Here is a 23,488-nt window from a genome sequence, read left to right on the forward strand (position 1 = left end):
ATAAAACAGCGACGTCGGCACTCAAGTCAGGGTGCCGACGTCGCTGTTTCTGTCCTAAGAGTTAGCGCGTTGCCGCGGTTTCGGTTTCCACCATCGCCTTCCACTCAGCCACGCGGGCCTGGTGCAGGGGTGATTTCCGAACAACCGCGTAGGCCACACCAAGAATGGCGAACCAGATGGGCGTCACCAGCAGGGCGGTGAGCGTGTCCGGCTGAGTGGTCAGCGCCCAGACGAGGAACGCGAAGAAGGCGAACACCACCCACACCATGGGGATTCCGCCGGGCATCTTGAACGATGAGGCCGCGTGCTGTTCGGGGCGGCGTTTACGGTACACGAGGTAACTGGCCAGGATGATCGACCAAACGAACATGAAGCAGACTGCGGACACGGTGGTCACCATGTCGAACGCCACGCCAACGTCCTTGCCCGCGTACAGGAGCGCGACGCCGGCCAGCAGCAGGACGCAGGACAGGAACAGTGCGTTCTGGGGTACTTTGCGGCTGGAAAGGCGGCCGAAGAGCTTGGGTGCGTCGCCATCGTTGGCCAGGCCGTAGACCATACGGGATGTTGAGTAGATGCCCGAGTTGGCGGAGGACATGGCCGAGGTGAGGACCACGAGGTTGACCACGGTAGCTGCCATTCCCAGGCCTGCCAGGGAGAACATGGCAATGAACGGGCTCTGGCCGGCTTTGAACTCGGTCCACGGGGTGACGGACATGAGGATGATCAGGGCACCTACGTAGAAGAGCATGACGCGCAGGGGGATCGCGTTGATGGCGCGGGGGAGGTTGTGCTCAGGGTTCTTGGTTTCGGCGGCGGCCGTACCCACCAGCTCGATGCCCACGAACGCGAACACGGCGATTTGGAAGCCAGCCACGAAGCCCATGAATTCCTTGGGGAAGAACCCGCCGTGGCTCCAGAGATTGGTGAAGCTCGCGGTTCCTGCGTTGGATTGGAAACCGGTGAAGATCATCACCAGGCCCACAACGATCAGTGCCACGATGGCGATGATCTTGATGAGCGCGAACCAGAACTCGGTCTCGCCGAAGGCCTTCACGGTGGGCAGGTTCAGGAGAAGCAGGATGATGATGGTGGCCAGGCCCGGGATCCAGAGTTGGATTCCCGGCCAAAGCTCGTCGGCGTATCCCGCAATAGCGATGACGTCTGCCACGCCGGTGACTACCCAGCAGAACCAGTAGGTCCAGCCTGTGAAGAAGCCGGCCCACGGTCCAAGGAGGTCGCCCGCGAAGTCGCTGAAGGATTTGTAGTTCAGGTTGGACAGCAGCAGCTGGCCCATGGCGCGCATGACGAAGAAGAGCATGAAGCCGATGATCATGTACACGAAGATCACGGAGGGGCCGGCGACGGAGATGGTCTTACCGGAGCCCATGAAGAGGCCGGTCCCAATGGCGCCGCCGATAGCCAGGAGCTGGATGTGGCGGTTGCTCAGGGAGCGCGACAGGTGTGGCTCGCTGTCCCTGCTGGAGGCGTGAAGCTTCCCTTGTGTTGTCTGGTCGGACATTAGTTCAAGAACCCTTCGAAGGACCCGCCACAATGGTGACGGCCGTTACAAATCTGTTCGATAAAGCTATAGCTAATGTCTGACCAATGGCGAATCGGTCTGCATGGCGAAAGCTCCTCCCATGACATGGAGGAGCTCTGGCCGTTATAGGAACGTGGTGGGAACCTAGGCGATCTGGCGCTTGTAGGCGGCTGTGGCAAAGGCGTAGGAGACCACGAGGATCCCCAGACACCAGGCCAGCGCTACCCATATGTCCCCACCTACCGGACGCTGCGCGAACAGATCCTGGATGGTATTCACAATGGACGTCACTGGCTGGTTTTCGGCGAACCAGCGGACCGGGCCCGGCATGGTCTCCGTAGGGACGAAGGCGGAGCTGATGAACGGTAGGAAGATCAGCGGGTAGGAGAACCCGCCCGCGCCGTCAACGGACTTCGCCGAGAGGCCCGCGATGATTGCGATCCAGGTCAGCGCCAACGTGAAGAGCGCCAGGATACCCGCCACGGCCAACCAATCCAGGATGTTGGCGGAGCTGCGGAATCCCATGAGAAGTGCCACCAGCACGATGATCACCAGCGACAGTCCGTTGGCCACCAGGGATGTCAGGACGTGCGCCCAGAGAACCGATGAGCGTGCGATCGGCATGGACTGGAACCGCTCAAAGATCCCGCTCTGCATGTCCGTGAACAGGCGGACTGCCGTGTAGGCGATGCCGGAGGCGATCGCGATCAACATGATGCCTGGGAGCAGGTAGTTCACGTAGTTCTCAGTGTCGGTCCTGATGGCTCCGCCGAAAACGTAGACGAAAAGCAGCATGAGGGCGATCGGTGTGATTGCTGTGGTGATGATGGTATCCACGGAGCGGAAAATGTGCCGCATGGAACGGCCCAGCAGAACAGAAGTGTCTGCGAAGAAGTGGGTGTTCATGACCTGTCCTTTACTGACTCGTTGCCACTGGCCCCAGCGTTGCCGCTACCCACCAGAGCCAGGAAGATGTCCTCCAGGCTCGGTTGCTTTTCTACGTATTCGATCTTGGCCGGCGGCAGCAATTGCTTAAGCTCGGCGAGGGTGCCGTTGGCGATGATGCGTCCCTCATGCAGGATGGCAATCCGGTCTGCCAGTTGTTCAGCCTCATCGAGGTACTGCGTGGTGAGCAGGACTGTGGTGCCTTGGTTGGCGAGGTTCTTGACGATGTCCCACACCTCAAGGCGGGCTTCAGGGTCCAGGCCGGTGGTGGGCTCGTCCAGGAAAATCACCGTTGGGTTGCCGATCAGGCTCATCGCTATGTCCAATCGACGACGCATGCCGCCGGAGTAGGTAGCTACTATGCGGGACCCGGCTTCCGTGAGGCTGAACTGCGCCAGCAACTCATCCGCGATCTGTCCCGGGTTCTTCAGGTGGCGCAGCTTAGCCACCAGGACCAGGTTCTCCTTCCCGGACAGGACCTCGTCCACCGCCGCAAACTGCCCGGTCAGGCTGATGGACTGCCGTACCTGTTGTGACTCGGTGGCGACATCAAAGCCTTCGACGGCGGCAGAGCCGGCATCCGCTTTGAGCAGGGTGGACAGGATCTTCACCATGGTGGTCTTGCCCGCTCCGTTGGATCCCAGCAGCGCAAAGATGCTGCCGGGGGCCACCTCAAATTCCACACCCTTGAGTACGTGGAGGTCCTTGTATGTCTTCTCAATGCCCTCTACGCGGATTGCTGCAGTGGTCATGATTCCGCCTCCCTGGCTTTATCAATCGCCTTGTTCAGGCGCTCGCGTTCTTTGTCGATCCAGCGTTTTCCGCCGTAGGCCTGGGCGAAGCTCTCTGCGAACTCGATGGGGTCATCACCCACGATGTCGCTGACGGGGGTGCCGTCCACTGCGGCTCGTTCCCATAGGTCGGCCAGGTCCGTGAACATCTGCACCATGGTGTCGCCTTGCGTGACACCGCCGTAGTACATCAAATAGCGGTTGAAGGCGGTGGCCACAGCGAGGTAGGGCTCGGGCAAGGCGTCCAGCCGTGCCTTGGCTTGCTTGTACTGCTTTTTCTGCTCGAGCGATCCGGTGACCAGCTCGATCCATTTTGCTGCCATGCTATTTTCCTTCCTTGCGGAGCTGTTCCAGCCGTTCGGACAAGAAGCTCCATGTGTTCCAGAATTCGCTCAGTTCTTTTTCGCCCTGGGTGTTGAGCGTGTACACCTTGCGGGGCGGCCCTTTTTCGGACGGCCTCTTCTCCACGTCCACCAGGCCCTTTTGTTCGATCCTGACCAGCAGTGCGTACACGGTGCCCTCAGCGATCTCGGTGAAGCCTTGCTCTCGGAGCAGCGTGGTGATTTCGTATCCATACGCCGCCTTCCCGGTCAGGAGGGCCAGGACGATTCCCTCCAATGTGCCTTTGAGCATCTCTGTCATTTGCTTGCCCATCGGACACCTCCTTCACTACTCAGTATTACTAGCTACCACTACATAGTAGAACTAAGTACCGGTACTTAGCAACACTGAGTTCCGAAGAATATCGACCGGAGTGGCATGCTGGGTTGGTGACTACTCAATCCGGTTCCGTGCCCGCCCTGCTGACTGCCGCCGTCGAGTATGGGACCTTCACCCTTCGGCGCGCCCGCAAGGGTGACCTCCCGCGCATCCTCGCGCTGCTCGCGGATGACCAGTTGGGTGCCACGCGCGAAAATGCGGACGATTTAGCGCCCTACGAGCAGGCTTTTGACGCGATCGACGCCGACCCGGCGCACCTTTTGGTGGTGGGCGAACTCGACGGTGATGTTGTTGCGACGTTCCAGCTCAGCTATATCCCCGGCTTGTCGCGCCGGGGATCCTGGCGCGCGCAAATCGAGGCGGTCCGGGTCTCCAGCGCGCTGCGGGGTCAGGGGGTTGGTGCGTTGATGATTCGGTGGGCTATTGATCAGGCCCGGGAGCGCGGCTGCTCTCTGGTGCAGCTCACCACGGATAAGTCCCGCGTGGGGGCCCATCGCTTCTATGAGCGCTTGGGGTTTGTTGCGAGCCATGAGGGCATGAAGCTCACACTCTAAGAGCCTCACCCGCCCTATTCTTTGACATTTAGGTACCCTAACTATTAGGGTACCTAAATATGAACACCTTTGATCCCCGGCTATTGGACCTCGCCCAGGACTTCCGTGAGTCACTTCGGCTCGGCGTGTACATGTTCCGCCGCCTCGATCCCGAAGGCGAGCTAACCGCCGCGCAGCTCAGCCTGCTGTCCATGATTTCCGAGGGCGGCCTCCGAGTGGGCGACATCGCCAAGAACCTGGGGATCAAAGTCCCGAGCGCCACGGAGCAGATCATCAAGCTCGAGCGCGCCTCACTGGTTACACGCCAGCCTGACCCGGACGATTCCCGGGCCGTCCAGGTGGTCATCACCCAAGCCGGGACCGCCGCCGTCGAGTCCGCCAATCAGCGGCGCAATGCCATGGTGGCCGAACTGCTGCAGGGTCTCAGTAACCAGGAGATTGAGCAGCTCGCCTCAGCGTTGCCCGTGATCGCCAAGCTCAACAGCTCGTTCCAGAACTAACCAGATAAGCACCGACAAGGAGCCATTGAATGTCACGCCAGTTGGCTGACGCTTCAGCAAGCGCCGAAACAACTATCGAAACCACCCTTGAAGCCGAGAAAGCTTCATTTCTCAAACAGCCCAAAGCGGTGTGGGCCACGGCGCTCGCGGCCGTTTTCGCGTTCATGGGCATCGGGCTCGTGGACCCTATTCTCCCCGCGATTGCAAAGAATCTCGAGGCGTCCACCAGTGAAGTCTCGTTGCTGTTCACCAGCTATTTCCTGGTGACCGCAATCGCCATGTTGATCAGCGGATTCGTGTCCTCCAGGATCGGTGGAAAGAAGACGCTGCTCATCGGCTTGGCGATCATAGTGGTGTTCGCGTCGTTGTCCGGCCTCGCCGGCAGCGTTGAGCAGCTGGTGGGATTCCGGGCGGGGTGGGGCCTCGGTAATGCGTTGTTCGTGGCCACGGCACTAGCGGTGATCGTAGGTGTGGCCAGCGGAGGAACCGGCACTGCCATCATCCTTTACGAAGCAGCACTCGGTCTGGGTATCTCCCTTGGCCCGTTGCTGGGCGCCCTCCTGGGTGGCTGGCAGTGGCGAGCTCCGTTCTTCGGCACCGCAGTCCTCATGGCCGCGGCCTTCATTGCGTTGCTGGCGTTGCTTCCCAAAACACCCGCTCCCGCTAAAAAGTCCCGCCTGAGGGATCCGCTCCTTGCGCTCGGCCACAAGGGTCTCCGCACCACCGCAGCCAGCGCACTGTTCTACAACTACGGCTTCTTCACCATCCTTGCCTTCACGCCGTTCATCCTGGGTATGGACGCCTACGGAATCGGGGGAGTGTTCTTCGGCTGGGGCGTTGCTGTTGCGGTCTTCTCGGTGTTTGTCGCCCCTGTACTCCAGAAGCGCTTCGGCGCCGTCAAGGTCCTCACCGGTACGCTGGCCGTCCTCATGCTCGACCTGATCGGCCTGGGACTGGCAGCCGGGCACTCGGTGACTGCCGTCGTCGTGCTTGTCATCGTGGCCGGTGCCCTGCTGGGCATCAACAACACGGTCTATACGGAACTGGCCATGGGCGTTTCTGATTCCCCGCGTCCCGTTGCGTCCGCCGGTTACAACTTTGTGCGCTGGATGGGCGGCGCGCTGGCCCCGTTCGCGGCCGCCCAGCTGGGCGAGCACTTCGGCCCGCAAGTACCGTTCTTCGCCGGAGCGGTGGCCATGGCTATCGCCATCCTCGTTGCTTTCGGAGGACGCGGCTACCTGAAATCTCACGAGCCCCACTTGGTGTAGCGGTCCCGAAACCACAGAAAGCCCGGCGGTTTCCGCCGGGCTTTCTTGTGTCGTGTGCTCTATTTCGTGTCGTCCGAGGTGACCGGCAGGGGAGCCACCGGTGCGCCTTTGGGAACGAACAGCGTTTCAGCCTGTTCCAAGGACATGCCGTTGGTCTCCGGAACCTTGAACATCACAAAGAAGAACGACGCCGCCGCGAATGCCGCGTACATGGCGTAAGTCAGTGGCAGCGAACCTGCCGCCATGATGGGGAAGCTGAGCGTGATGGCAAAATTGGCGATCCACTGCGCCGCTGCGGCCAGACCGAGGGCCCGGGCGCGGATGCGGGACGGGAAGATCTCGCCCAGCAGCACCCAGACGAGCGGCCCCCACGAGGCACCGAAGCTGATCACAAAAATGTTCGCCGCTACCAGGGCTACCGGTCCCCACGCGCCCGGGAGGCTGATCTCGGAGCCCGTACCCACGGCGGACGAGAACGCCATTGCCATGACGCCGAGGGATACAGCCATGCCAACGGAACCGGTGAGCAGGATGGGGCGGCGGCCGATGCGATCCACCAATGCGATGGCAACCAAAGTCACCAGGATGTTGGTGACGGAGGTGGCCACGGAGATTGTCAGTGAGTCCTTCTCCTGGAACCCGACGGCCTTCCACAACGTGGTGGAGTAGTAGAAGATCACGTTGATGCCAACGAACTGCTGCAGGACGGAGAGGATGATGCCGATCCACACCACTGGCAGAAGGCCGAATCTGTTGCCGCGGAGGGACCCCTTCCTGGTGGAGAGCTTCTCCTCCTGAATGGACTCGCGGATCTCGCGGATGTGGCGCTCGATGTCGTCGCCCGGGATGATGTTGTTGAAGATACTGCGGGCCTGGTCTTCCTTGCCGTTCAGTACCAGGAAATGCGGGGACTCGGGCAGGCGGAATGCGATCCAGCCGTACACTGCGGCAGGCACGGCGCAAGCGATGAACATCCACCGCCAGGCTTCAATGCCAAACCACAGCGTGCCATCTGCGCCGCCGGCCGAGTTGGCCAGCACGGCATCGGAGAGAAGGGCCGCGAAAATGCCGGTGGTAATGGCGAGCTGCTGGAGGGAAGCCAAACGGCCACGTACGTGCCGGGGGGAAATTTCGGAGATATACGCAGGGGCAATAACGGAGGCAAGTCCAATGCCCAAACCGCCTACCAATCGCCAGAGGATGAGGTCCCACACACCAAAGGCAAGGCCCGTTCCCACCGCGCTCACCAGGAAGAGCAGCGCACCGATCTTCATGGCAGGTATACGGCCGTAGCGGTCGGCGATCTTGCCGGCAAAGTAGGCCCCGGCGGCACAGCCCAGCAGGGCAACGGCAACGGCGAAGCCTGTGACCGCTTCCGTCATGACGAACTCGTCCGCCATCGCATCCACGGCGCCATTGACCACGGAGGAATCGAAGCCGAAGAGGAAACCGCCCACCGCGCCGGCGACGGCCAGGCCGATCACCTTCCGTGAAACTGGGGGCGCGCCTTCGGTGCTGGAACTGGACATGGGTCTCCCTTAGGGAATGGGGGTTTGGAAGCGATGTGCGGGACGTCGTCGGCTGTCCGACGGGGACGCCGGTGCACTCGCGCTACACAGTGTGGCACGTCATATCGCTCCAGTTCCAGTCAAGTGACGGAGGCGACATGTATTCACGTAGTTAACGCATCATGTTGCTTCCGCACAGCTGGGAGTTGACTGGGTGGACGCTCCCTGGTTGCTGTGGCGGCAAAAGCGGGTTCATGGCTCAACTAGTTGAACACAAAGCACGGCAGGCCGTCCGAAGACTGCCTGCCGTGCTTGTGGTGCGTGACGTAGTACCTGACGCGCAAATCTAGTGCGCGGGAACGGACTCTTTGGCTGCCGCCTTGGGGTCCGTGAGCTTCTTGTTCGGCAACGCGAAGCTGATCAGGAAGGCAACGAGCATGAGCCCGGCAGCAGTAAGCATCACGATGTCGATCGCCTGGGCGAAGCCCTCGGTGATCGGCCTGGTGAGCGTGCTGTTTGCCGTGTGGAGCCAGCTGGTGTCGTTCAGGGACTCGTTGTTGGCGCCGTTCTTGAAGAAGTCGAAGAGCTTGGCGTTGGCGGGATCCGACGCCACGGCAGGGTCCTGCATGACCGCCTGATAGTCCGGGGTAGCGGCGGCAGTTTTCATGCCGTCGGCGATCTTGTCAGCCGCAGTGCTAAAGAGCATGGAGATGAAGACTGCCGTGCCCACTGCACCACCCATGGAACGGAAGAATGCGGCTGTTGAGGTGCCCACGCCCATATCCTTCGGCGGGACCGAAACCTGCATGGCAAGCGTGAGCGGCTGCATGCAGAAACCCAGTCCGACGCCGAAGAACACGGCGATCAGGCCGGGAACCCAGAGGCCGGTATCGACGCCGAGGACCAGGCCCATCACGGTGGCGGCAGCCGCAAGGATAGCCGTACCCATGATCGGGAAGACCCGGTAGACGCCTGATGAGGAGATGGTTCGGCCGGCGGAGATGGAGCCAAAGAGGATGCCCACAGTGAACGTGATCATCATCAGGCCGGCCTCGGTAGGAGTAAGCCCCTTCACGAGCTGCAGGTACATGGGCAGCATGGCGATGGCGCCGAACATACCAATGCCGATGATGAAGTTCAGCAGCGAGGACAATCCGAAAGTGGTGTTCTTGAAAAGACGCAGCGGGATCAAGGCGTAGTCTCCGGCGCGCTTCTCAGCCAGAAGGAAGGCGACGATGCCGATGACGCCAAGCCCATAGCAGAGCCAGGATGCGCCCGAGGCCCAACCCCAGGTGCGGCCCTGTTCTGCAACCAGCAGCAGCGGAACAATCGCAAGGGTGATCGCGGCTGCACCCCAGTAGTCGATCTTTTGCTTCACGTGCCGGGCCGGGAGGTGCAGGTACATGAAGACCACAACAAGGGCGGCGAGCCCAATGGGGAGGTTGATGAAGAAGACCCAGCGCCAGCCTTCAAAGCCCAGGATGTTGGCCGAGCCGGCGAACGCGCCGCCAATGACCGGACCGAGCACGGAAGAAATACCAAACACAGACATGAAGTAGCCCTGGTACTTTGCCCTGTCCTTCAGCGCCACGATGTCGCCGATGATGGTCAGCGCCAAGGCCAGCAAACCGCCGGCGCCCAGGCCTTGGATGCCGCGCGCAATGGCAAGCTCGGTCATGGAATGGACGGATCCTGCGTAGAGGGAACCGATCAGGAAGATCACGATGGCCACGAGGTAGAGGGGGCGGCGGCCAAAGATGTCGCTGAGCTTGCCGTACAGCGGGGTGCTCACGGTGGAGGTGATGAGGTACGCAGTGGTGGCCCACGCCTGGAGGGACAGGCCATCGAGGTCGTTGGCGATGGTGTAAATGGAGGTGGACACGATGGTCTGATCCAGCGAGGACAGGAACATGCCGAGCATGAGCCCCACCATGACCGTGAGGGTCTGACGATGCGTCAGGACCTCTCCGGCGGCCCGTACAGGCGCAGTTTTGGACATATCTTCTCCAGAGGTGGCAGAAAAGTGGACTAAGCAGGATAGTTGCTTTCAGTAACTATCTTACAGGCCGGTTGATTCCCGACGGGATAATATTTCTTCCACTTTCCCTCTAAGTCGGCAGCCCGGTGAGGGTCAGCGCTCGATCAGAATGCCGTCCGGATCGCAGAAGATCATCACGCCTGGCTGGATACGGACGCGATCGATGACCAGCTGGACATCCACTTCACCCACACCTGTCTTGGCGCTCTTCTTCGGGTTACTGCCGAGTGCCTTGACGCCCAGGGGTAAGCGGGCGATCGCCTCGCGGTCTCGAATGGCACCGTTGATCACTACGCCAGCCCAGCCATTGGCCACAGCGCTTTCCGCAATCATGTCTCCCATGAGTGCTGTCCTCAGTGACCCTTGTCCATCGATGACCAGAACGGCGCCGTCGCCGGGTGTATTGAGGATGGTCTTGACCAGGGCGTTGTCCTCGAAGCAGCGGATAGTGCGGACAGGCCCGCTGAAATGCGTGCGCCCGCCCAGGTTGTGAAACTGGATGGCGATGGACTCGAGTTCCTCGCCGCGATCGTCGTAGAGATCGGCGGTATTTACTTGCTCACTCACGGTGCTGCTCCTCTATCGGTTTGAGGCCACACTAACCCCTGGTTCAGTGCTGCGGCAGGAGTTGTTTCGGCCTATGTGGATAAAAGACCCGACGGCGGTTCAGTGTGGCCGCGTCGCGCTAGGCTGAATCCAAACATTCAAAGAGGGGGAACCTGCCATGAGCTTGTCCGATCTGCCGGGACCGGTGCCGGACCCAGCCGTAGTCCGTGGAGGTACCGCAACGGCGCTGGCCGAGCCGGTCAGCCGTGTGCGACCCCTGTGGGTTACGGGCGTGGTGCTGGTTAACCTGGGCATCAATGCAGCGTTCTTTGGACCCCTCCAGGTTCTTCTTGCGCAACAAGCGGCGTACTTCGACGAGGATGAAAAGAAAGCCATTCTGGCCTTGGTAACGGGCTGCGGCGCGGCCGTTTCCATGGTGGCGAACCCGCTCTTCGGGGCCTTCAGCGACCGCACGACGTCCAGGTTTGGTCGCCGCGTTCCCTGGGTACTGATGGGCGCCATCCTTGGAGCTGCTGCGCTTATTGCTTTGGCCGGTGCTCCCAACGTTGCAGCCATGACTTTGCTGTGGTGCCTGGTGCAGGCCGGAGCCAACGCCATGTACGCGGCTATCTTCGCTGCTATCCCGGACAGAGTGCCCGTACCGCAGCGGGGAACCGTAGGCGGATTGGCAGCCATGGGTCAGACCGTGGGTATCCTCGTTGGCGCAGTAATCGCTGCTGTCGTAGCTGGGAACTTCGCCGCCGGATACTGGGTCTGCGCCGCGGCGCTGCTGGCCGGCGTCGTTCTGTATCTATTCAAGAGCGACGATCAGCCACTGTCGCCTAGCGAGCGTCCACCGTTCAAAATGGCTGAATTCCTCAAAGGCTTTTGGGTTTCGCCCAAGCGCTACCCGGATTTCGCTTGGGCGTGGTTGACCAGGTTCTTGGTAAGCACGGGAAATCACATGGTTACTATCTACCTGCTCTATTTCCTGACGGATGCTGTCCGCTTGAAGGAGGTCAATGGCATTGACCCCGAGTTCGGGGTGCTGGTCGTTACCGGCCTTTATGCCGTCGCCGTCATCATTACCAGCGTCGTGGGTGGCCGGATGAGCGACAGGACGGGCAAGCGAAAGCCCTTGGTCATTGCCTCATCCGTCGTCATCGCCGTAGCCTCACTGATCCTCGCTTTTTCCCCGACATGGACAGGGGCGATTACGGGCGCAGTGGTTCTCGGGATCGGGTTCGGTGCCTACTTGGCCGTGGACTTCGCACTCATCACTCAGGTACTACCCAAAGCACTTGACCGGGGAAGGGACCTGGGGGTTATCAATATCGCAAACTCAATGCCGCAGGTGCTGGCTCCAGGTATCGCTTTTCTCTTCGTTGACTATTGGGGCGGCTACGTCTCGCTGTACGTAGCCGCCGCAGTCATTGGGCTCTTGGGCGCCGTGTTTGTGGTGAAGATCAAGAGCGTGGACTAGTCCTAAAAGACGTAGTTCATGACGTTCCAGCCACTTCCGACTACCGGCTGCCCCTTCCATTTGAAGCCGTAGATGCCCCAGCTGCTGAAGCCTGAAGGGTCGGCGAGGTACATCGTCAGCAGGCCGTTGGGGCTGATGCCATAGACGTCGTTGTAGCCATCTCCGTTGAAGTCACCGGCAATCCCGAAACGACTAAGCGCCTCCCAGCCCCTGCCAATGGTTCCGTCAAAGGCGTCGGGGCTACCGTAATCGAAGAAGAAACCGTTGCGCTGCGATGAACGGGCCTGCAAGTCGCCAAAGCGGGTGCGCGCGAGGACCACGGCTTCGGATGTGCCATAGAAATGCCCGGCCCCTGCAGCATCTAGTCCCTGCCAGCTCGTAGTGACCTTGCTCGGCGTGAGCCAACCACCCCGCCCGTTGCCGGGGTAGAGGAAGACATTGCCTGAACCATCCTGGGCAAGGATGTCGTTGGTGCCATCACCGTTGAAGTCACCGGGTGCGATCAGATTGACGAACCCCTGCCATCCCTGACCAATCTGGAAGGCCTGTTTCCAAGCCCCTGCGCCGTTTCCTTGGTAAAGGAAGAGCCGTCCGTAGCCGTCGCGGCCCATGACGTCTACGGTTCCATCGCCGTCAAAGTCGCCCGGTGAAACCAAGAGGTTGTAAATGTGCCAGCCGTTGCCGATCACTTGCGGCGCTCGCCAATTGCCTCGTCCATCGGTGGGGTAGAGGAGCAAGCGGCCCGCGTTGTCCCGGGCGAACAGATCGAAGGTGCCGTCGCCGTCGAAACCCTTCGATCTAGGGGCTGCTTCTACGGGAAGCCCCTGGATGGATTCTTTGCTAGGCACCGCATCTTTTGTGAAGGAGGCCGTGGTGTCCACCGCTTCTTCAGCGGCGGAAGCAGGGACGGCCGAGACCAAGAGGCAAGTGGCTAAAGCCGGGGCCGTAATGAGTGCAAGCAGTCGGCGTGGACTGCGGCGGCGCGCAGGCGCGCGAAGGGCAGAGTTAAAGCCCAAGGATTCCCCCAAAATAAGGCGGCACAGAGTTGGCCGAAGAGATCAATTGGGATGACACTACCGCCTGCTGGCCCGCTGGCATATAGCGGTCCGAATATTGCGACGCCGTGGATGGATGGCGAACACACACCAATTCGATGGTTCCCTGCTCACGGTGCCGTTCGCAACAGCGTAAGCGCCAAGGAACCCTCGAAATGGTGGCTTGAGGCTAGAACAGGTCCGTGAAACCGCCCCAACCCCAGCCGACAACTTCAGCGCCGGCCCAGCCGGCCCTGCCGTTGCCGTAGTAGGCGCGCAGTTGGCCGGAGCCATCCACAGCAAAGACGTCGAGGCTGCCGTCGGCGTTGATGTCGCCGGCGCTGCCGATCTTGCTCATGCCGTTCCAGCCCTGGCCAACTACGGTCATGCCGTTCCAGCCGCCGGCACCGTTGCCGCTGTAGAGCCTCAGGTAACCGGCAGAATCGCGAGCCAGTACGTCAACGTTGGTGTCGCCGTCGAAGTCGCCGGGGGTGATGAGCGCGTTCAGGGAGTTCCAGCCTTGCCCCGCCACGGACCGGGGCAGCCATCCGCCGGCACCATCGCCGGGGTAAAGGTAGAGAACCCCGTTGGCGTCGCGGGCCAGGACATCGTTGGTGCCGTCGCTGTTGAAGTCTCCGGGAGAGACCAGCGAAGTGAAGATGTTCCACCCGGTCCCGACCTTCCGGGGGCCGCTCCAGCCGCCTGAGCCGTCACCGCTGTACAGGTAGAGGCCGCCTGCTGAGTCCCTGCCCAGGACGTCGTTGATGCCGTCGCCGTCGAAGTCGCCGGGGGAGAGCACTGTGGGGAAAATATTCCAGCCTGCACCGACCGTCTTCGCCGGTTCCCAGGAGTTCTGGACCCGCGGGTACATCAGCAGCGCGCCATCGGATCGGCGGGCCAGGAGTTCGAACGCCCCGCGGCCCGTGAACCCGTTGGGCCGGTTGGACGCAGAAATCGGAGCGGTTTCCTCGCTGGCGACTTCCATGCCTTCACAGGGATAGTTGGCCACCAGGTGCGCGGCGATGGTTTTGCCGCGGTCTTCTTCAGTGAGGACATAGTCGGGCCATGTGGGGTGGTCCGTTGCTACTTCACCATCGCGCGTCCAATAGATGCGTGTGTCCGGGCCGGCAGCAGCGCCGCAGCCCTTGTACGCGTAGGGGTCCCAGGTGACCGTGAGGGTGGAACCAACGTATGGCGCGCCCGTGATCACCGGCGGTTCGGGGTCCATGGTGGCCATGGCGGGGGCGGGGGCCAGAACAACTGCTGCAAAGATCGCAGCCCCTATTCCGGCTATAGCCCGGCGCACGCCGGACGTAGGGCGTGATGAAGCAAACATTGTGTCCTCCCCAGACTTTATGGGGTTAATGGTACCGCGACTGGGATCTTCCTAGAAGATTGCTGTGAACCACCCGAATCCGGCGCCCACCGCTTCGGAACCTTTCCACCCCGTCTTGCCGTCGCTGTAGTACGCAAGCAGCCGGCCCTGCTGGTCCACTCCGTAGACGTCGGGGAAGCCGTCACCGTTGAAGTCACCGGCACCGCCAACATATTTGAGGGCGTTCCATCCCACGCCGATCATCCAGGACCGCGACCAGCCTCCTGAGCCATTGCCGCCGTAGAAGAACAGATAGCCGCTGCGGTCACGTGCCAGGATGTCCACATTTCCGTCGCCATTGAAGTCGCCGGGCGTCACCAGTGCGTCCATGACGTTCCAGCCGGTCCCGACGGCGGTTCGCGCCAACCAGCCGCCGGCACCATTGCCCGGGTAGAGATAGAGGGCGCCGCCGGGTTCTCGCGCGAGGACATCGTTATGGCCGTCGCCGTTGAAGTCTCCCGGACCGACGATGGAGTCAAACACGTTCCATCCGTTACCGATGGGCTTGGCTGGCTTCCATCCGCCTGCGCCGTCCCCGCTGAAGAGGTAGAGCCCCCCGACGGAGTCACGCACTATCACGTCGCTTTTGCCGTCACCGTCGAAGTCGCCTGGGGAGAACGCCGTGTTAAAGATGTTGAAGCCGTAACCCACGGTTCGGGCTGGATCCCATGCATTGCCATTTCGCCCATAGAGCACCAGCGAGCCATCGTTGGCGCGGGTGAGGAGTTCAAAGCTGCGACCGGTGAAACCTGCAGCCCTGTTCGTGGCTCCCACGGGCTTGGTTTCGTTACTGTGCAGCGATTCTCCGCCGCAGGCCGTGGTGCTGGCTGTTACGTGCGCGGCCATGCGGGCGCCGGTGTCGTCCTGCTCCAGCGTGTAGCTGCGTGTTGTTTCCCCGGCCACCAGAAAGCCGTCCCGGGTCCAGTAGATCGTGAAATCGGGGCCTTTGCCGCCCCCGCATCCGTAGAACGTGTACGGGCCGATCTCCGCGGTCAGCTTCTTGCCGACGAATGCTTGACCGTTGACTATGGGGTCCGGCCCGTTGCTGGGCGCGGCCGACGCCGGCAGGGGGCTCAGTGCCATGGCCGCAACAGTGGCGGTCAGCAGCGCTGCTGCCATCCGGCGTCGTAATTTCTCCATGTGTGTGTTCCTCCCGAGTGGCTTCAAAACCTGCATGAAGTGTATGTCTGCCGGGTGGATAGACGGGAAAGGCATGGCTCATGGAAGCAGATCGAGCTCTCAGGAAACGGTCATTTTGCTCCCGTATCATTGATGCGATCGGCCAGCCGTGGTCCTGGACCCAGCCGGCCGTTTCCTTGTCAGCCTGCCAAGAGATCGCCGGAAATGCCCGCAACAAACTCACTGGAACCCTACTCCCTTGACCTGACCACGGGGCTGCCCCGTATGGCTGCCGCGCCCACCACACCGCGGCAGCAGTTGCGCTATGCTCGCATTCTCAAGACTGCCGAAGGCTTCGCCCAACGGCAGTTCGATACGCTGAGCCTTTCTGACGTGGCGGCCCGGGCTGACATTCCGCTCGGTACGCTCTACCGTTACTTCCCTTCCACTGCCCACCTGATGCTGGCCGTCTATCGGCAACAGTTGAGGGAACTTCGCGACGGCGTCCGGCTGCGGGAAGGTAAAGGCCATGCCCTCGCGGGTTTGATGATGGAGATCTTTCACTTGCGGGTTATGCAACCGGGTATTGAGCACTGCCTCATCCGTCCTGCGGGTAAGGATGACGACACAGCGCAGCTGCTGCGCGAGATCGATGCCCTGTCCGAAGAAGTGGTCGGTTCGTTGAGCAAGGACCAGGGGAAGGACACGGTGAAGGCCCGCATCCTGCTGCACTTGGTGAGTGGCTTGGTGCAGGCGGTCCGCTGCCGGAGGTTGTCCTTATTTGAGGCGGAGACGGACCTGAAGAAAGCGTGCACGCTGCTCTCTGGTGAATGAGAAACGGGCCGCTGGTCTAGACCGATGCGGCCCCAAAACACGCTTTTTGGCGTGAGGTAGCTCACAATTTGGCTTGGTTGAACGTTTTACTCTCGAATCGTCTCTGTTGGTATTGAATCTTGTACCCTCAACGTGTCCCTAGGCTGGAATCACCGAAGCGGCTAGCAGCCCCCTATCTGCAGAAGCAATGCCGGACCAGTCACCCTTGGCCCGCACCAGCAGTTCTGTTCCTGCCCGAATCATGCCGTGGGTCCACGGCTAGCCTGAGGAGACAAAGACGTGTCCATTGAGACAATTGCAACTGATAACGACGCCCTGGTACTTAGTGAAGAAGAGATCTTCACCGCCCACGAAGGCGGCAAGCTGACCATTTCCAGCACCGTCCCGCTCAACAACAAGCGCGACCTCTCCATCGCATACACCCCTGGCGTTGCCCAGGTCAGCCGCGCAATCCACGCCAACCCCGAGCTGGCCCGCACCCACACTTGGGCCGAACGCCTGGTTGTTGTGGTCAGCGATGGCACCGCCGTTCTGGGTCTGGGCAACATTGGCCCCAGCGCTTCCTTGCCGGTCATGGAGGGCAAGTCGGCCCTCTTCAAGTCCTTCGGCGACCTCGACTCCATCCCGCTGGTCCTCAACACCACCAATGTGGACGAGATCATCGAAACCCTGGTCCGCCTCCGCCCGAGCTTTGGCGCAGTAAACCTCGAGGACATCTCGGCTCCGCGCTGCTTCGAACTCGAAGAGCGCCTCATCGAAGCCCTCGACTGCCCGGTCATGCACGACGACCAGCACGGTACCGCCGTGGTGGTTCTTGCCGCCCTGACCAACGCCGCCAAGGTGACCCAGCGCGAGCTCGCCGGGCTCAAGGTAGTCGTCTCCGGTGCCGGTGCCGCTGGCATCGCCATTGCTGAGATCCTTCTGGCTGTTGGCATCAAGGACGTCATCCTGCTCGACTCCAAGGGCGTGGTCAACGCGGACCGTGCAGATCTCGTGGCCGATCCCGGCAGCGTCAAAGCCCGCATGGCCCAGCGCACCAACCCCCGCGGCATCAGCGGCGGTCCGGGCGAAGGACTGACCGGAGCCGACGTCTTTGTGGGTGTCTCCTCTTCCAAGCTGGATGAAGAACACCTGAAGCTCATGAACGATCAGTCGATCGTGTTCGCCCTGTCCAACCCGGACCCTGAAGTTCTGCCCGAGGTTGCCCAGAAGTACGCAGCAGTTGTGGCCACCGGCCGCAGCGATTTCCCGAACCAGATCAACAACGTTCTGGCCTTCCCGGGCATCTTCCGCGGAGCGCTCGATGCCAAAGCCCGCCGCATCACGCCCGCCATGAAGATCGCTGCGGCCAACGCCATTGCTGAGCTCGCCGCAGAGGACCTCTCCCCGGACTACATCGTGCCGAGCCCGCTGGACGCCCGCGTGGCACCGGCGGTCACCGCGGCAGTTGCCGCAGCCGTCACCGAGTAGCGGTTACCAACGCAAGACCGACGACGGCGACGCCTCCCGTGCTGGGGAGCGTCGCCGTCGTTTGTGCTTAAGCGGCCGGCCGCGACGCCGGCTAACTCAGTGGCCCATAGACTTGGGGCCATGAACGCCGAACTCATCGTGACCATCCTGTGTGGCCTGGCCATTGCGGTAGGCGTGGCCGGGACCATCATTCCTGTACTCCCCGGCAGTATCCTCATCGGCGCGAGCCTCTTGGCCTGGGCTATCTGGGGAGGTGCCGGTGGCATGGGCTGGGTGATCTTTGCTGTGGGCATGGTGTTTGTGGTCTCTGGAATGGCGGCCAGCGCCGTGTTGACGGGGCGCAAAATGAAGCAGCACGGGATCCCCAACAGATCGGTGCTGATTGGTGTGGTCCTAGGCGTGGTGGGCATGTTCGTTATCCCCGTGGTGGGTCTATTTGTGGGGTTCGCGCTGGGGCTGCTCCTTAGCGAAGTGCAGCGCACGCGAAACTTCCAGGCTGCGCTGCGGTCCAGCGGGGCTGCGCTGAAGGCGACCGGCATAGGGATGCTGGTGGAGTTTGCCTTGGCCTGCGCCGCCGCGAGCACCTGGATCATCGGTGTATGGACAGAAGCGGTGTACGGGGGCCCTTAAACACCGTCGCCGGGATGGCCTGCGATACAGAGTTGTCATCACATGCCATCCCGGCGGAAGAATTACCGGAGGGTGGGAATCTTGACCTGCGCCGGGCGGAAGCTTGCTCCTGCACCGGGGAACAACGGGACGTCGATCCGTGCGTGGGTGTGGATTTCCTGCACGGTGTCCTTGGTGTGCTGTGCGATCTCCTCTAGGGTGGTGACCCACATGCCGTCCAGGTCCTTGACCCGCTCCATCAATTGCTCCAAGGCGACGGCACGGGACGGCCTGCCGGAGATGAACGGGTGGTTGGTCAGGACGAAGCAGCTTCCCTGTGAATGATGTGCCTCGGCCTCGAGCGTCCACATTTCCAAAGCCTTGGCCGGGCTCTCGATCACCCCGCTGCCCGTGACTCCGGGGTAGAACCCGTACTGCTCCCAGTCATCAAGCGCCCAGTCCACTGGGATCTCCACAATGTCCCGGGAGTCGCCCTCGGCGACGGCCATGCGGTAGGGGGCATCGCCGTCGAGCAGGCTTGAATCGTAAAGGAAGCCCCGGTCCGCCAGCAGTGCTGGGGACTGCCAGTTCAGCTCCCACCACGGTGCCCGGTAACCAACCGGCCGGATTCCTGCCACGTTGGCCAGTGCTTCGAGGCCGCGGTCCAAATAGCTCGCTTCAGTCGCGGCGTCGATCCCCTGCATGGGCTCGTGAAGGTATCCGTGGTGCGCGATCTCATGCCCGCCATCGGCGATCCTGCGTACTACGTCCGGGTAGCTCTCCGCCGTGAAGCCGGGAATGAAGAACGTTGCCTTGATGTCCTGTCGGTCCAAGAGTTGAAGTAAGCGCGGCACGGCGATTTTGGGGCCGTATGACTGGTGGCTCATGAGGGACATCCGGCGGGTGCTGGAAGGATCATGGGCGATGGTGCAGGACTCGGCGTCGACGTCGAAAGTGAAGGACGCTGCGGCCCGGTAGCCCTCGGGCCATGTGATCGGGTGGAGCGAATCAGCGAAAGCGGGCTGGATCATGCTGTAGTCCTTTCGGGAACTGCGGGAGTGATTGGCTGTGTCACTGACACGTGGTTTGAGTCCGCCAGAAGGTACTTCTTGTGGGCCCGTGGCCCGAGGAGTGCGTAGCTCACCGCGCTGGTCAGTCCGCCCGCCAGCCAGGAGAGGTCCCAGCCGCCCAGGGCCACGGCGATGGGACCCTGCATGGCGGGTACCAGGCCGTACATGAACAACCAGGTGGAGAAGATGCCCACCAGCAGCGAGACGATTCCGGCCCAGTTGATGACGGGCAAACGGTGTGTTCCTACGGGATCGAAGAGGCGGTCAACCTTGGCCGGCCAACGCTTATCAAGCCCGAAGTAGTGCACCAGCATGACCCCGCCCCAAGCGGCCACCCAGGCGACCAGCCCGATCAGCCAGGCATCGAGAACAGCGGCGAAGTCCTCCTGGAAGATGAAGAACACCACGGCGATGAGTGAGAAGACGCCGACGAACAGGTTCAGCTTGCGGCGGCTGATCTTGATGTCCAGGGCCTGCGTGGCCACGGAGAAGGTGTAGATGTTCAGGATGTTGGTGGCGATGGGACCATGCAGGACCATGAGGAGGACCGGGAGGGCCAGGACGCCGAAGTTCTGGACAATGAGTTTTCCGGGGTCGATTTCGCCGCTGTTGGTGGCCAGGCTTGCTCCGAGGACGCCGAGCCACACCACAGGGATGAACTGGCCGAGGACAGAGGCAAGATACACCTTGCGTTTGGGGACCGAGGTGCTGACGAAACGGGAATAGTCCGCAGCGTAGGTGAACCAGGTGATGCCCCAGCCGATGCCAATCGCCGTCATCACTGCGCTCATGGCGGCGATGCGCTCGGAACCTTCAAGGATGTTGCCGGCCGGGCCTGCATAGCCCCAGTCGATCTTCATTCCGAACCACGCCACGCATGACATGACGGCCAGGATGATGATGGTGGGCGGAACCGTCCACTTTTCGAAGGCTGCAATAGCCTTGTAGCCGAACCAGGCGATGGCTACCTGGGCCGCCATGATGGCCGTGGCGACGCCGATCTTCCAGGCGTAGTTCTTGGCCTCCGGGTCAACCCAGCCAAGGGTGCCGAAGAGCGCCATGACCAGATCCAGGATGATCCAGGTGTTGACGGCGCACCAGCCGATCACCAGCAGGGCTTGGATGGCGGCGGGGAGGTAGTTGCCCCGGCGGCCGAACGCTGCGCGGGCCAACACCATTCCGGTGGCGCCGGTCTTCTGGCCAAGGAGGACAAAGCAGCCGAACAGCAGCATGCCGATCAGGTTTCCCAGGACCAGGACGATCACGGTGTCAGCGAAGCCAAGGCCAAGGTGGATGCCGAGGGCGCCGAGCACCCAGTTGATAGGTGCGAGGTTGGCGCCTGCCCAGATCCAGAACTGTCCGGAAACTTTGCGGGTGCGGTCTGATTCGGGAATGGGTTGAAGCCAGGCTTCGCTGTCGTGGCCCGGCGCCGTTGCCGGTCCTGACAGCGTTGAGCCCGGCTGGGAAGAGCCTGTTTGCGCTGAACTCGAACGCGAAGAAGAGAGGTTGTCTTGCATGGGGAGAGCCTCCGTGTATGAAAGGGACCCTTTCAGCGTATGTGCCCCGGATCACAGCAACAAGATACGATGTGTCTAAGCAAATAGATCGCAACCGTACGGAGTGTCATGTCCATAGCCCTGGGCTCGGCTTTGAAGTCTCAGAGCCTCAAATCCGCAGAACCCCGCTTCCTCAACAACGTCCCTGAGGCGTTGAGCCGCGCCGTCCGTTGGGTCCACTCCAGTGAAGTCCTGGACATCGCTCCGCTCCTCAGCGGCGGTGAGCTGTTACTCAGTGGCGGCCAAGCCCTGGCCGGCGTCACAGCCGAACGGCAAGCCGACTACGTCCGTGAGCTGGCAGCCCGGGGCATTGCTGCCTTGGCCCTCGAAACTGGTCCAGCCCTGCCCGAAGTTCCTGCACGCATGCTGGAGATCGCCGAGGCGGCAGGATTGCCCGTGATCGAGCTGCGCCACGTGGTTCCGTTTGTGGCAGTCATGCAGGAGATCAATTCGCTCCTGGTCAGCGAATCCGTGGAGCACCTTCAGCGCGGCGACCAAGCCAGCCACGCCATGGCAGCCGAGCTTGCCCACGGCGGCGGGCTCGATCAACTCCTGGCGGTGCTGTCCGAAAAAACGGGGGCAAGTGCGCGGCTGCTCTCACCATCGGGCGTCACCCTCAGTTCTGCAGGCTCGTTCGAAGTCGCCGGCAGCGTCACCATCGTGGACGTGCCGGTCCGCGGCGTCCTTGCCGCGCGGCTTGAACTGCACATGCCCGACGACGGCGACGGCGGCCTCGCGCGGGTGGCCGGCGAACGTTCCGTGGACATTCTGGGCTTGGCACTGTTGCAGCGTATGCCGCCGGGGCTGAAGGAATTGGCGGGCATCGAACTCATGCGTGCCATTAATTCGGGAGGACAGCACTGGCAACTTCAGCAGCTGGGTCCGGCGTCGGGGTTCCCTGCTCAGGGCGCGGTGGCCGCAGTGGTGATTCGATCAACCGGCGCCGGGCATTTGCGTCCGGCGGTGGACGCGTTGCTCCGGCTCTCTGTGCCGCATAGTGCGAGCTACGCCGACAACGCTGAGCTGATTGCACTCGCTGCTTTGGGGGAGGGGGCTGCCACCAGGCGTGCGCTGGTGGAAGCCTTGCGAGGGCTGGAAGTACCCACCGGATCCTTGGTGGCTGTGGGGCCATTGGGCAACGGGATTGCTGAGGCGCCCTGGTCCTTGGCGGAGGCCCGCCGAGCCTTTGATCTGGCCTCGCCAGGCAAAGGCGTTGTGGATGCCGACACCTTGGCCGTGGAGCTCCTGGCTCAGGAAACACTTGACCCGGCCACACGTGAAGGGTTCGTCCAGCGGCAGCTGGGTGCCGTCGTCGAGCATGATCGTCTGAAGAAGTCCCAACTCATGAGGACGCTGAGCGTGTGGCTGGATACGGGCTGCAACACGGCCCAGGCCGCCCGCGAGCTGCACTTGGAAAGGCAGTCCCTGCATCACCGGCTGCAACGGATCTTCGAGCTGTGCGGCGGTGACCCACGCGGGAACGGCCGGCTGGCTGCGCTGCATCTGGCAACTCGGCTGGCTCGGGTGTAACCCCGGTCTAACGCGAAATCGCGGGTCCGCTGCGAATTCGCCCGTCAGCAACAGCGAATTCACAGCCGACCCGCGATCTCGGCGGGGCAAGCACTACTTCAACACGATCGTCCTGTTCCCATTCAGGATGATCCGCCCCTCGCAGTGCCAGCGAACGGCGTTGCTGAGGGCCTTGCATTCTGTGTCCCGACCGGCGGCCACCAGATCGTCCGGTCCGAAAGTGTGGTCCACTTCCACTACTTGCTGGGCGATGATGGGTCCCTCATCCAGTTCACCATTTACGTAGTGGGCCGTGGCGCCCACAGTTTTCACTCCACGCGCGTAGGCCTGGTGGTAGGGCTTGGCGCCCTTGAAACTCGGCAGGAACGAGTGATGGATATTGATGGCGCGGCCGTCGAGCTTCCGGGCGAGGTCGTCGCTGAGGACCTGCATGTAGCGGGCCAGGACAATGAGTTCCACGTCCAGCTCGTCAATGATTTCCAGCAAGCGCCCCTCGGCCGCGGGCTTGGTGGCAGCCGTGACGGGGACGTGGAAGAACGGGATCCCGTGCCACTCCGCCAAGCCCTGATGGTCGGTGTGGTTGGACACTACGCCCACCACGTCGATGGGCAGCTCGCCGATCCGTGCCCGGAACAAGAGGTCGTTCAGGCAGTGCCCGAACTTGGAGACCATGATCAGCACGCGTCGCTTGTATCCCTGACGCTCAAGCTGCCAGTTCATGCTGTACTTATCGCCCACAGGGGCAAAAGCGTTCCGCAGCTGATCAACAGTGGAGTCATCGCCGTCGGACGCGAAATGCACGCGCATGAAGAAGTGGCCCTCTGCGCGGTCGCCGAACTGCTTGTTGTCGATGATGTCGCAGCCGTGGTCCAGCAGGAATCCGGACACGGCATGCACGATCCCGGGACCTTCGGGGCAGTCCAGGGTGAGGACGTGTTCCACCGTGGTCTCCGCGGAGGAGGCGGCAGTGGTTTCGGTTTGGATGGCAGTCATGG

22 protein-coding genes are annotated in these 23,488 nt (G+C 61.9%); 8 read left to right on the top strand and 14 right to left on the bottom strand.

Going from position 1 to position 23,488, the window contains the following annotated elements; all coding sequences use genetic code 11:
* Positions 1 to 61: 61 nt before the first annotated feature.
* The 5 genes from cycA to EU811_RS06105 form a co-directional block, all read right to left on the bottom strand.
* Entirely contained in the window at positions 62 to 1,522 is a 1,461-nt protein-coding gene (gene cycA, locus EU811_RS06085; protein ID WP_187697086.1) for a D-serine/D-alanine/glycine transporter, read from the bottom strand.
* A 165-nt stretch (positions 1,523 to 1,687) separates the two neighbouring features.
* Positions 1,688 to 2,449 carry an ABC transporter permease gene (locus tag EU811_RS06090; RefSeq protein WP_142937590.1) on the bottom strand — a complete coding sequence of 254 codons (762 nt, stop codon included), beginning with the start codon at positions 2,447 to 2,449 and terminating at the stop codon, positions 1,688 to 1,690.
* Positions 2,446 to 3,240: an ABC transporter ATP-binding protein gene (locus EU811_RS06095; RefSeq protein ID WP_142937591.1), complete on the bottom strand. Its 795-nt coding sequence runs from the start codon at positions 3,238 to 3,240 to the stop codon at positions 2,446 to 2,448. The genes EU811_RS06090 and EU811_RS06095 overlap by 4 nt, the downstream gene beginning before the upstream one ends.
* Positions 3,237 to 3,602, bottom strand: a complete 366-nt coding sequence (locus tag EU811_RS06100; RefSeq protein ID WP_142937592.1) for a DUF1048 domain-containing protein — start codon at positions 3,600 to 3,602, stop codon at positions 3,237 to 3,239. Before EU811_RS06100 ends, EU811_RS06095 begins: the two co-directional genes overlap by 4 nt.
* A 1-nt stretch (position 3,603) precedes the next feature.
* Complete coding sequence (locus EU811_RS06105) at positions 3,604 to 3,933, bottom strand: PadR family transcriptional regulator (RefSeq protein ID WP_142937593.1); 330 nt, start codon at positions 3,931 to 3,933, stop codon at positions 3,604 to 3,606.
* A 113-nt stretch (positions 3,934 to 4,046) separates the two neighbouring features.
* On the opposite strand from EU811_RS06105, the gene EU811_RS06110 reads away from it, so the two are divergent.
* From EU811_RS06110 to EU811_RS06120, 3 genes are read left to right on the top strand one after another with little or no spacing between them, the layout of a single operon-like run.
* Positions 4,047 to 4,553 (top strand): GNAT family N-acetyltransferase, encoded by a 507-nt coding sequence (locus EU811_RS06110; protein ID WP_142937594.1) that lies wholly within the window; start codon positions 4,047 to 4,049, stop codon positions 4,551 to 4,553.
* A gap of 59 nt (positions 4,554 to 4,612) precedes the next feature.
* Positions 4,613 to 5,053, top strand: coding sequence for a MarR family winged helix-turn-helix transcriptional regulator (locus EU811_RS06115; protein ID WP_142937595.1), 441 nt, complete (start codon positions 4,613 to 4,615; stop codon positions 5,051 to 5,053).
* A gap of 29 nt (positions 5,054 to 5,082) precedes the next feature.
* Positions 5,083 to 6,321 carry an MFS transporter gene (locus EU811_RS06120; RefSeq protein ID WP_142937596.1) on the top strand — a complete coding sequence of 413 codons (1,239 nt, stop codon included), beginning with the start codon at positions 5,083 to 5,085 and terminating at the stop codon, positions 6,319 to 6,321.
* 59 nt (positions 6,322 to 6,380) lie between these two features.
* Here EU811_RS06120 and EU811_RS06125 read toward each other — a convergent pair whose 3' ends face one another.
* From EU811_RS06125 to rraA, 3 genes are all read right to left on the bottom strand, one after another.
* Entirely contained in the window at positions 6,381 to 7,850 is a 1,470-nt protein-coding gene (locus tag EU811_RS06125; RefSeq protein WP_142937597.1) for a sugar porter family MFS transporter, read from the bottom strand.
* A gap of 325 nt (positions 7,851 to 8,175) precedes the next feature.
* Positions 8,176 to 9,828, bottom strand: coding sequence for an MDR family MFS transporter (locus tag EU811_RS06130; RefSeq protein ID WP_142937598.1), 1,653 nt, complete (start codon positions 9,826 to 9,828; stop codon positions 8,176 to 8,178).
* Positions 9,829 to 9,960: 132 nt separating this feature from the next.
* Positions 9,961 to 10,434, bottom strand: a complete 474-nt coding sequence (rraA, locus tag EU811_RS06135; protein ID WP_011776445.1) for a ribonuclease E activity regulator RraA — start codon at positions 10,432 to 10,434, stop codon at positions 9,961 to 9,963.
* Positions 10,435 to 10,591: 157 nt separating this feature from the next.
* Between rraA and EU811_RS06140 the strand changes: the two genes are divergently transcribed.
* The gene (locus tag EU811_RS06140; protein ID WP_142937599.1) at positions 10,592 to 11,896 is read left to right on the top strand and encodes an MFS transporter; all 1,305 of its coding nucleotides are present in this window, start codon (positions 10,592 to 10,594) and stop codon (positions 11,894 to 11,896) included.
* Positions 11,897 to 11,898: 2 nt separating this feature from the next.
* On the opposite strand, the gene EU811_RS06145 is transcribed toward EU811_RS06140, so the two are convergent.
* The 3 genes from EU811_RS06145 to EU811_RS06155 form a co-directional block, all read right to left on the bottom strand.
* Complete coding sequence (locus EU811_RS06145; protein WP_238703319.1) at positions 11,899 to 12,744, bottom strand: FG-GAP repeat domain-containing protein; 846 nt, start codon at positions 12,742 to 12,744, stop codon at positions 11,899 to 11,901.
* 376 nt (positions 12,745 to 13,120) lie between these two features.
* A complete protein-coding gene (locus EU811_RS06150) occupies positions 13,121 to 14,266 on the bottom strand; it encodes an FG-GAP-like repeat-containing protein (protein WP_142937601.1) in 1,146 nt (381 codons plus the stop codon).
* 51 nt (positions 14,267 to 14,317) lie between these two features.
* The gene (locus EU811_RS06155) at positions 14,318 to 15,445 is read right to left on the bottom strand and encodes an FG-GAP repeat domain-containing protein (protein WP_142937602.1); all 1,128 of its coding nucleotides are present in this window, start codon (positions 15,443 to 15,445) and stop codon (positions 14,318 to 14,320) included.
* Positions 15,446 to 15,649: 204 nt separating this feature from the next.
* Between EU811_RS06155 and EU811_RS06160 the strand changes: the two genes are divergently transcribed.
* The 3 genes from EU811_RS06160 (at position 15,650) to EU811_RS06170 (ending at position 18,358) form a co-directional block, all read left to right on the top strand.
* Positions 15,650 to 16,258, top strand: a complete 609-nt coding sequence (locus EU811_RS06160; protein ID WP_142937603.1) for a TetR/AcrR family transcriptional regulator — start codon at positions 15,650 to 15,652, stop codon at positions 16,256 to 16,258.
* 279 nt (positions 16,259 to 16,537) lie between these two features.
* Positions 16,538 to 17,728 carry an NAD(P)-dependent malic enzyme gene (locus tag EU811_RS06165; protein WP_142937604.1) on the top strand — a complete coding sequence of 397 codons (1,191 nt, stop codon included), beginning with the start codon at positions 16,538 to 16,540 and terminating at the stop codon, positions 17,726 to 17,728.
* Positions 17,729 to 17,848: 120 nt separating this feature from the next.
* The gene (locus EU811_RS06170) at positions 17,849 to 18,358 is read left to right on the top strand and encodes a DUF456 domain-containing protein (RefSeq protein ID WP_142937605.1); all 510 of its coding nucleotides are present in this window, start codon (positions 17,849 to 17,851) and stop codon (positions 18,356 to 18,358) included.
* A 62-nt stretch (positions 18,359 to 18,420) separates the two neighbouring features.
* Here EU811_RS06170 and EU811_RS06175 read toward each other — a convergent pair whose 3' ends face one another.
* Together EU811_RS06175 and EU811_RS06180 are read right to left on the bottom strand one after the other, a co-directional pair.
* A complete protein-coding gene (locus EU811_RS06175) occupies positions 18,421 to 19,368 on the bottom strand; it encodes a polysaccharide deacetylase family protein (protein ID WP_142937606.1) in 948 nt (315 codons plus the stop codon).
* A complete protein-coding gene (locus EU811_RS06180) occupies positions 19,365 to 20,924 on the bottom strand; it encodes a purine-cytosine permease family protein (protein WP_142937607.1) in 1,560 nt (519 codons plus the stop codon). Before EU811_RS06180 ends, EU811_RS06175 begins: the two co-directional genes overlap by 4 nt.
* Before the next feature lie 108 nt (positions 20,925 to 21,032).
* Between EU811_RS06180 and EU811_RS06185 the strand changes: the two genes are divergently transcribed.
* Positions 21,033 to 22,493 carry a PucR family transcriptional regulator gene (locus tag EU811_RS06185; protein WP_142937608.1) on the top strand — a complete coding sequence of 487 codons (1,461 nt, stop codon included), beginning with the start codon at positions 21,033 to 21,035 and terminating at the stop codon, positions 22,491 to 22,493.
* Positions 22,494 to 22,586: 93 nt separating this feature from the next.
* Here the strand turns inward: EU811_RS06185 and purU are convergent, their stop codons facing one another.
* Positions 22,587 to 23,486 (bottom strand): formyltetrahydrofolate deformylase, encoded by a 900-nt coding sequence (purU, locus tag EU811_RS06190; RefSeq protein WP_142937609.1) that lies wholly within the window; start codon positions 23,484 to 23,486, stop codon positions 22,587 to 22,589.
* Positions 23,487 to 23,488: the final 2 nt, after the last annotated feature.

It is taken from the genome of Arthrobacter sp. TS-15 (genome assembly GCF_006964045.1).
Classification (GTDB): Bacteria; Actinomycetota; Actinomycetes; order Actinomycetales; family Micrococcaceae; genus Arthrobacter.

What these genes read in the sequence shown, in the direction of transcription:
- EU811_RS06090 (WP_142937590.1), bottom strand. Translation starts at nt 2,449, where the DNA reads ATGAACACCCACTTCTTCGCAGACACTTCTGTTCTGCTGGGCCGTTCC.
- EU811_RS06155 (WP_142937602.1), bottom strand. Translation starts at nt 15,445, where the DNA reads ATGGAGAAATTACGACGCCGGATGGCAGCAGCGCTGCTGACCGCCACT.
- EU811_RS06095 (WP_142937591.1), bottom strand. Translation starts at nt 3,240, where the DNA reads ATGACCACTGCAGCAATCCGCGTAGAGGGCATTGAGAAGACATACAAG.
- EU811_RS06120 (WP_142937596.1), top strand. Translation starts at nt 5,083, where the DNA reads ATGTCACGCCAGTTGGCTGACGCTTCAGCAAGCGCCGAAACAACTATC.
- EU811_RS06150 (WP_142937601.1), bottom strand. Translation starts at nt 14,266, where the DNA reads ATGTTTGCTTCATCACGCCCTACGTCCGGCGTGCGCCGGGCTATAGCC.
- EU811_RS06140 (WP_142937599.1), top strand. Translation starts at nt 10,592, where the DNA reads ATGAGCTTGTCCGATCTGCCGGGACCGGTGCCGGACCCAGCCGTAGTC.
- EU811_RS06185 (WP_142937608.1), top strand. Translation starts at nt 21,033, where the DNA reads ATGTCCATAGCCCTGGGCTCGGCTTTGAAGTCTCAGAGCCTCAAATCC.
- EU811_RS06175 (WP_142937606.1), bottom strand. Translation starts at nt 19,368, where the DNA reads ATGATCCAGCCCGCTTTCGCTGATTCGCTCCACCCGATCACATGGCCC.
- EU811_RS06180 (WP_142937607.1), bottom strand. Translation starts at nt 20,924, where the DNA reads ATGCAAGACAACCTCTCTTCTTCGCGTTCGAGTTCAGCGCAAACAGGC.
- EU811_RS06115 (WP_142937595.1), top strand. Translation starts at nt 4,613, where the DNA reads ATGAACACCTTTGATCCCCGGCTATTGGACCTCGCCCAGGACTTCCGT.
- EU811_RS06125 (WP_142937597.1), bottom strand. Translation starts at nt 7,850, where the DNA reads ATGTCCAGTTCCAGCACCGAAGGCGCGCCCCCAGTTTCACGGAAGGTG.
- EU811_RS06130 (WP_142937598.1), bottom strand. Translation starts at nt 9,828, where the DNA reads ATGTCCAAAACTGCGCCTGTACGGGCCGCCGGAGAGGTCCTGACGCAT.
- EU811_RS06170 (WP_142937605.1), top strand. Translation starts at nt 17,849, where the DNA reads ATGAACGCCGAACTCATCGTGACCATCCTGTGTGGCCTGGCCATTGCG.
- cycA (WP_187697086.1), bottom strand. Translation starts at nt 1,522, where the DNA reads ATGTCCGACCAGACAACACAAGGGAAGCTTCACGCCTCCAGCAGGGAC.
- purU (WP_142937609.1), bottom strand. Translation starts at nt 23,486, where the DNA reads ATGACTGCCATCCAAACCGAAACCACTGCCGCCTCCTCCGCGGAGACC.
- EU811_RS06160 (WP_142937603.1), top strand. Translation starts at nt 15,650, where the DNA reads ATGCCCGCAACAAACTCACTGGAACCCTACTCCCTTGACCTGACCACG.
- EU811_RS06100 (WP_142937592.1), bottom strand. Translation starts at nt 3,602, where the DNA reads ATGGCAGCAAAATGGATCGAGCTGGTCACCGGATCGCTCGAGCAGAAA.
- EU811_RS06105 (WP_142937593.1), bottom strand. Translation starts at nt 3,933, where the DNA reads ATGGGCAAGCAAATGACAGAGATGCTCAAAGGCACATTGGAGGGAATC.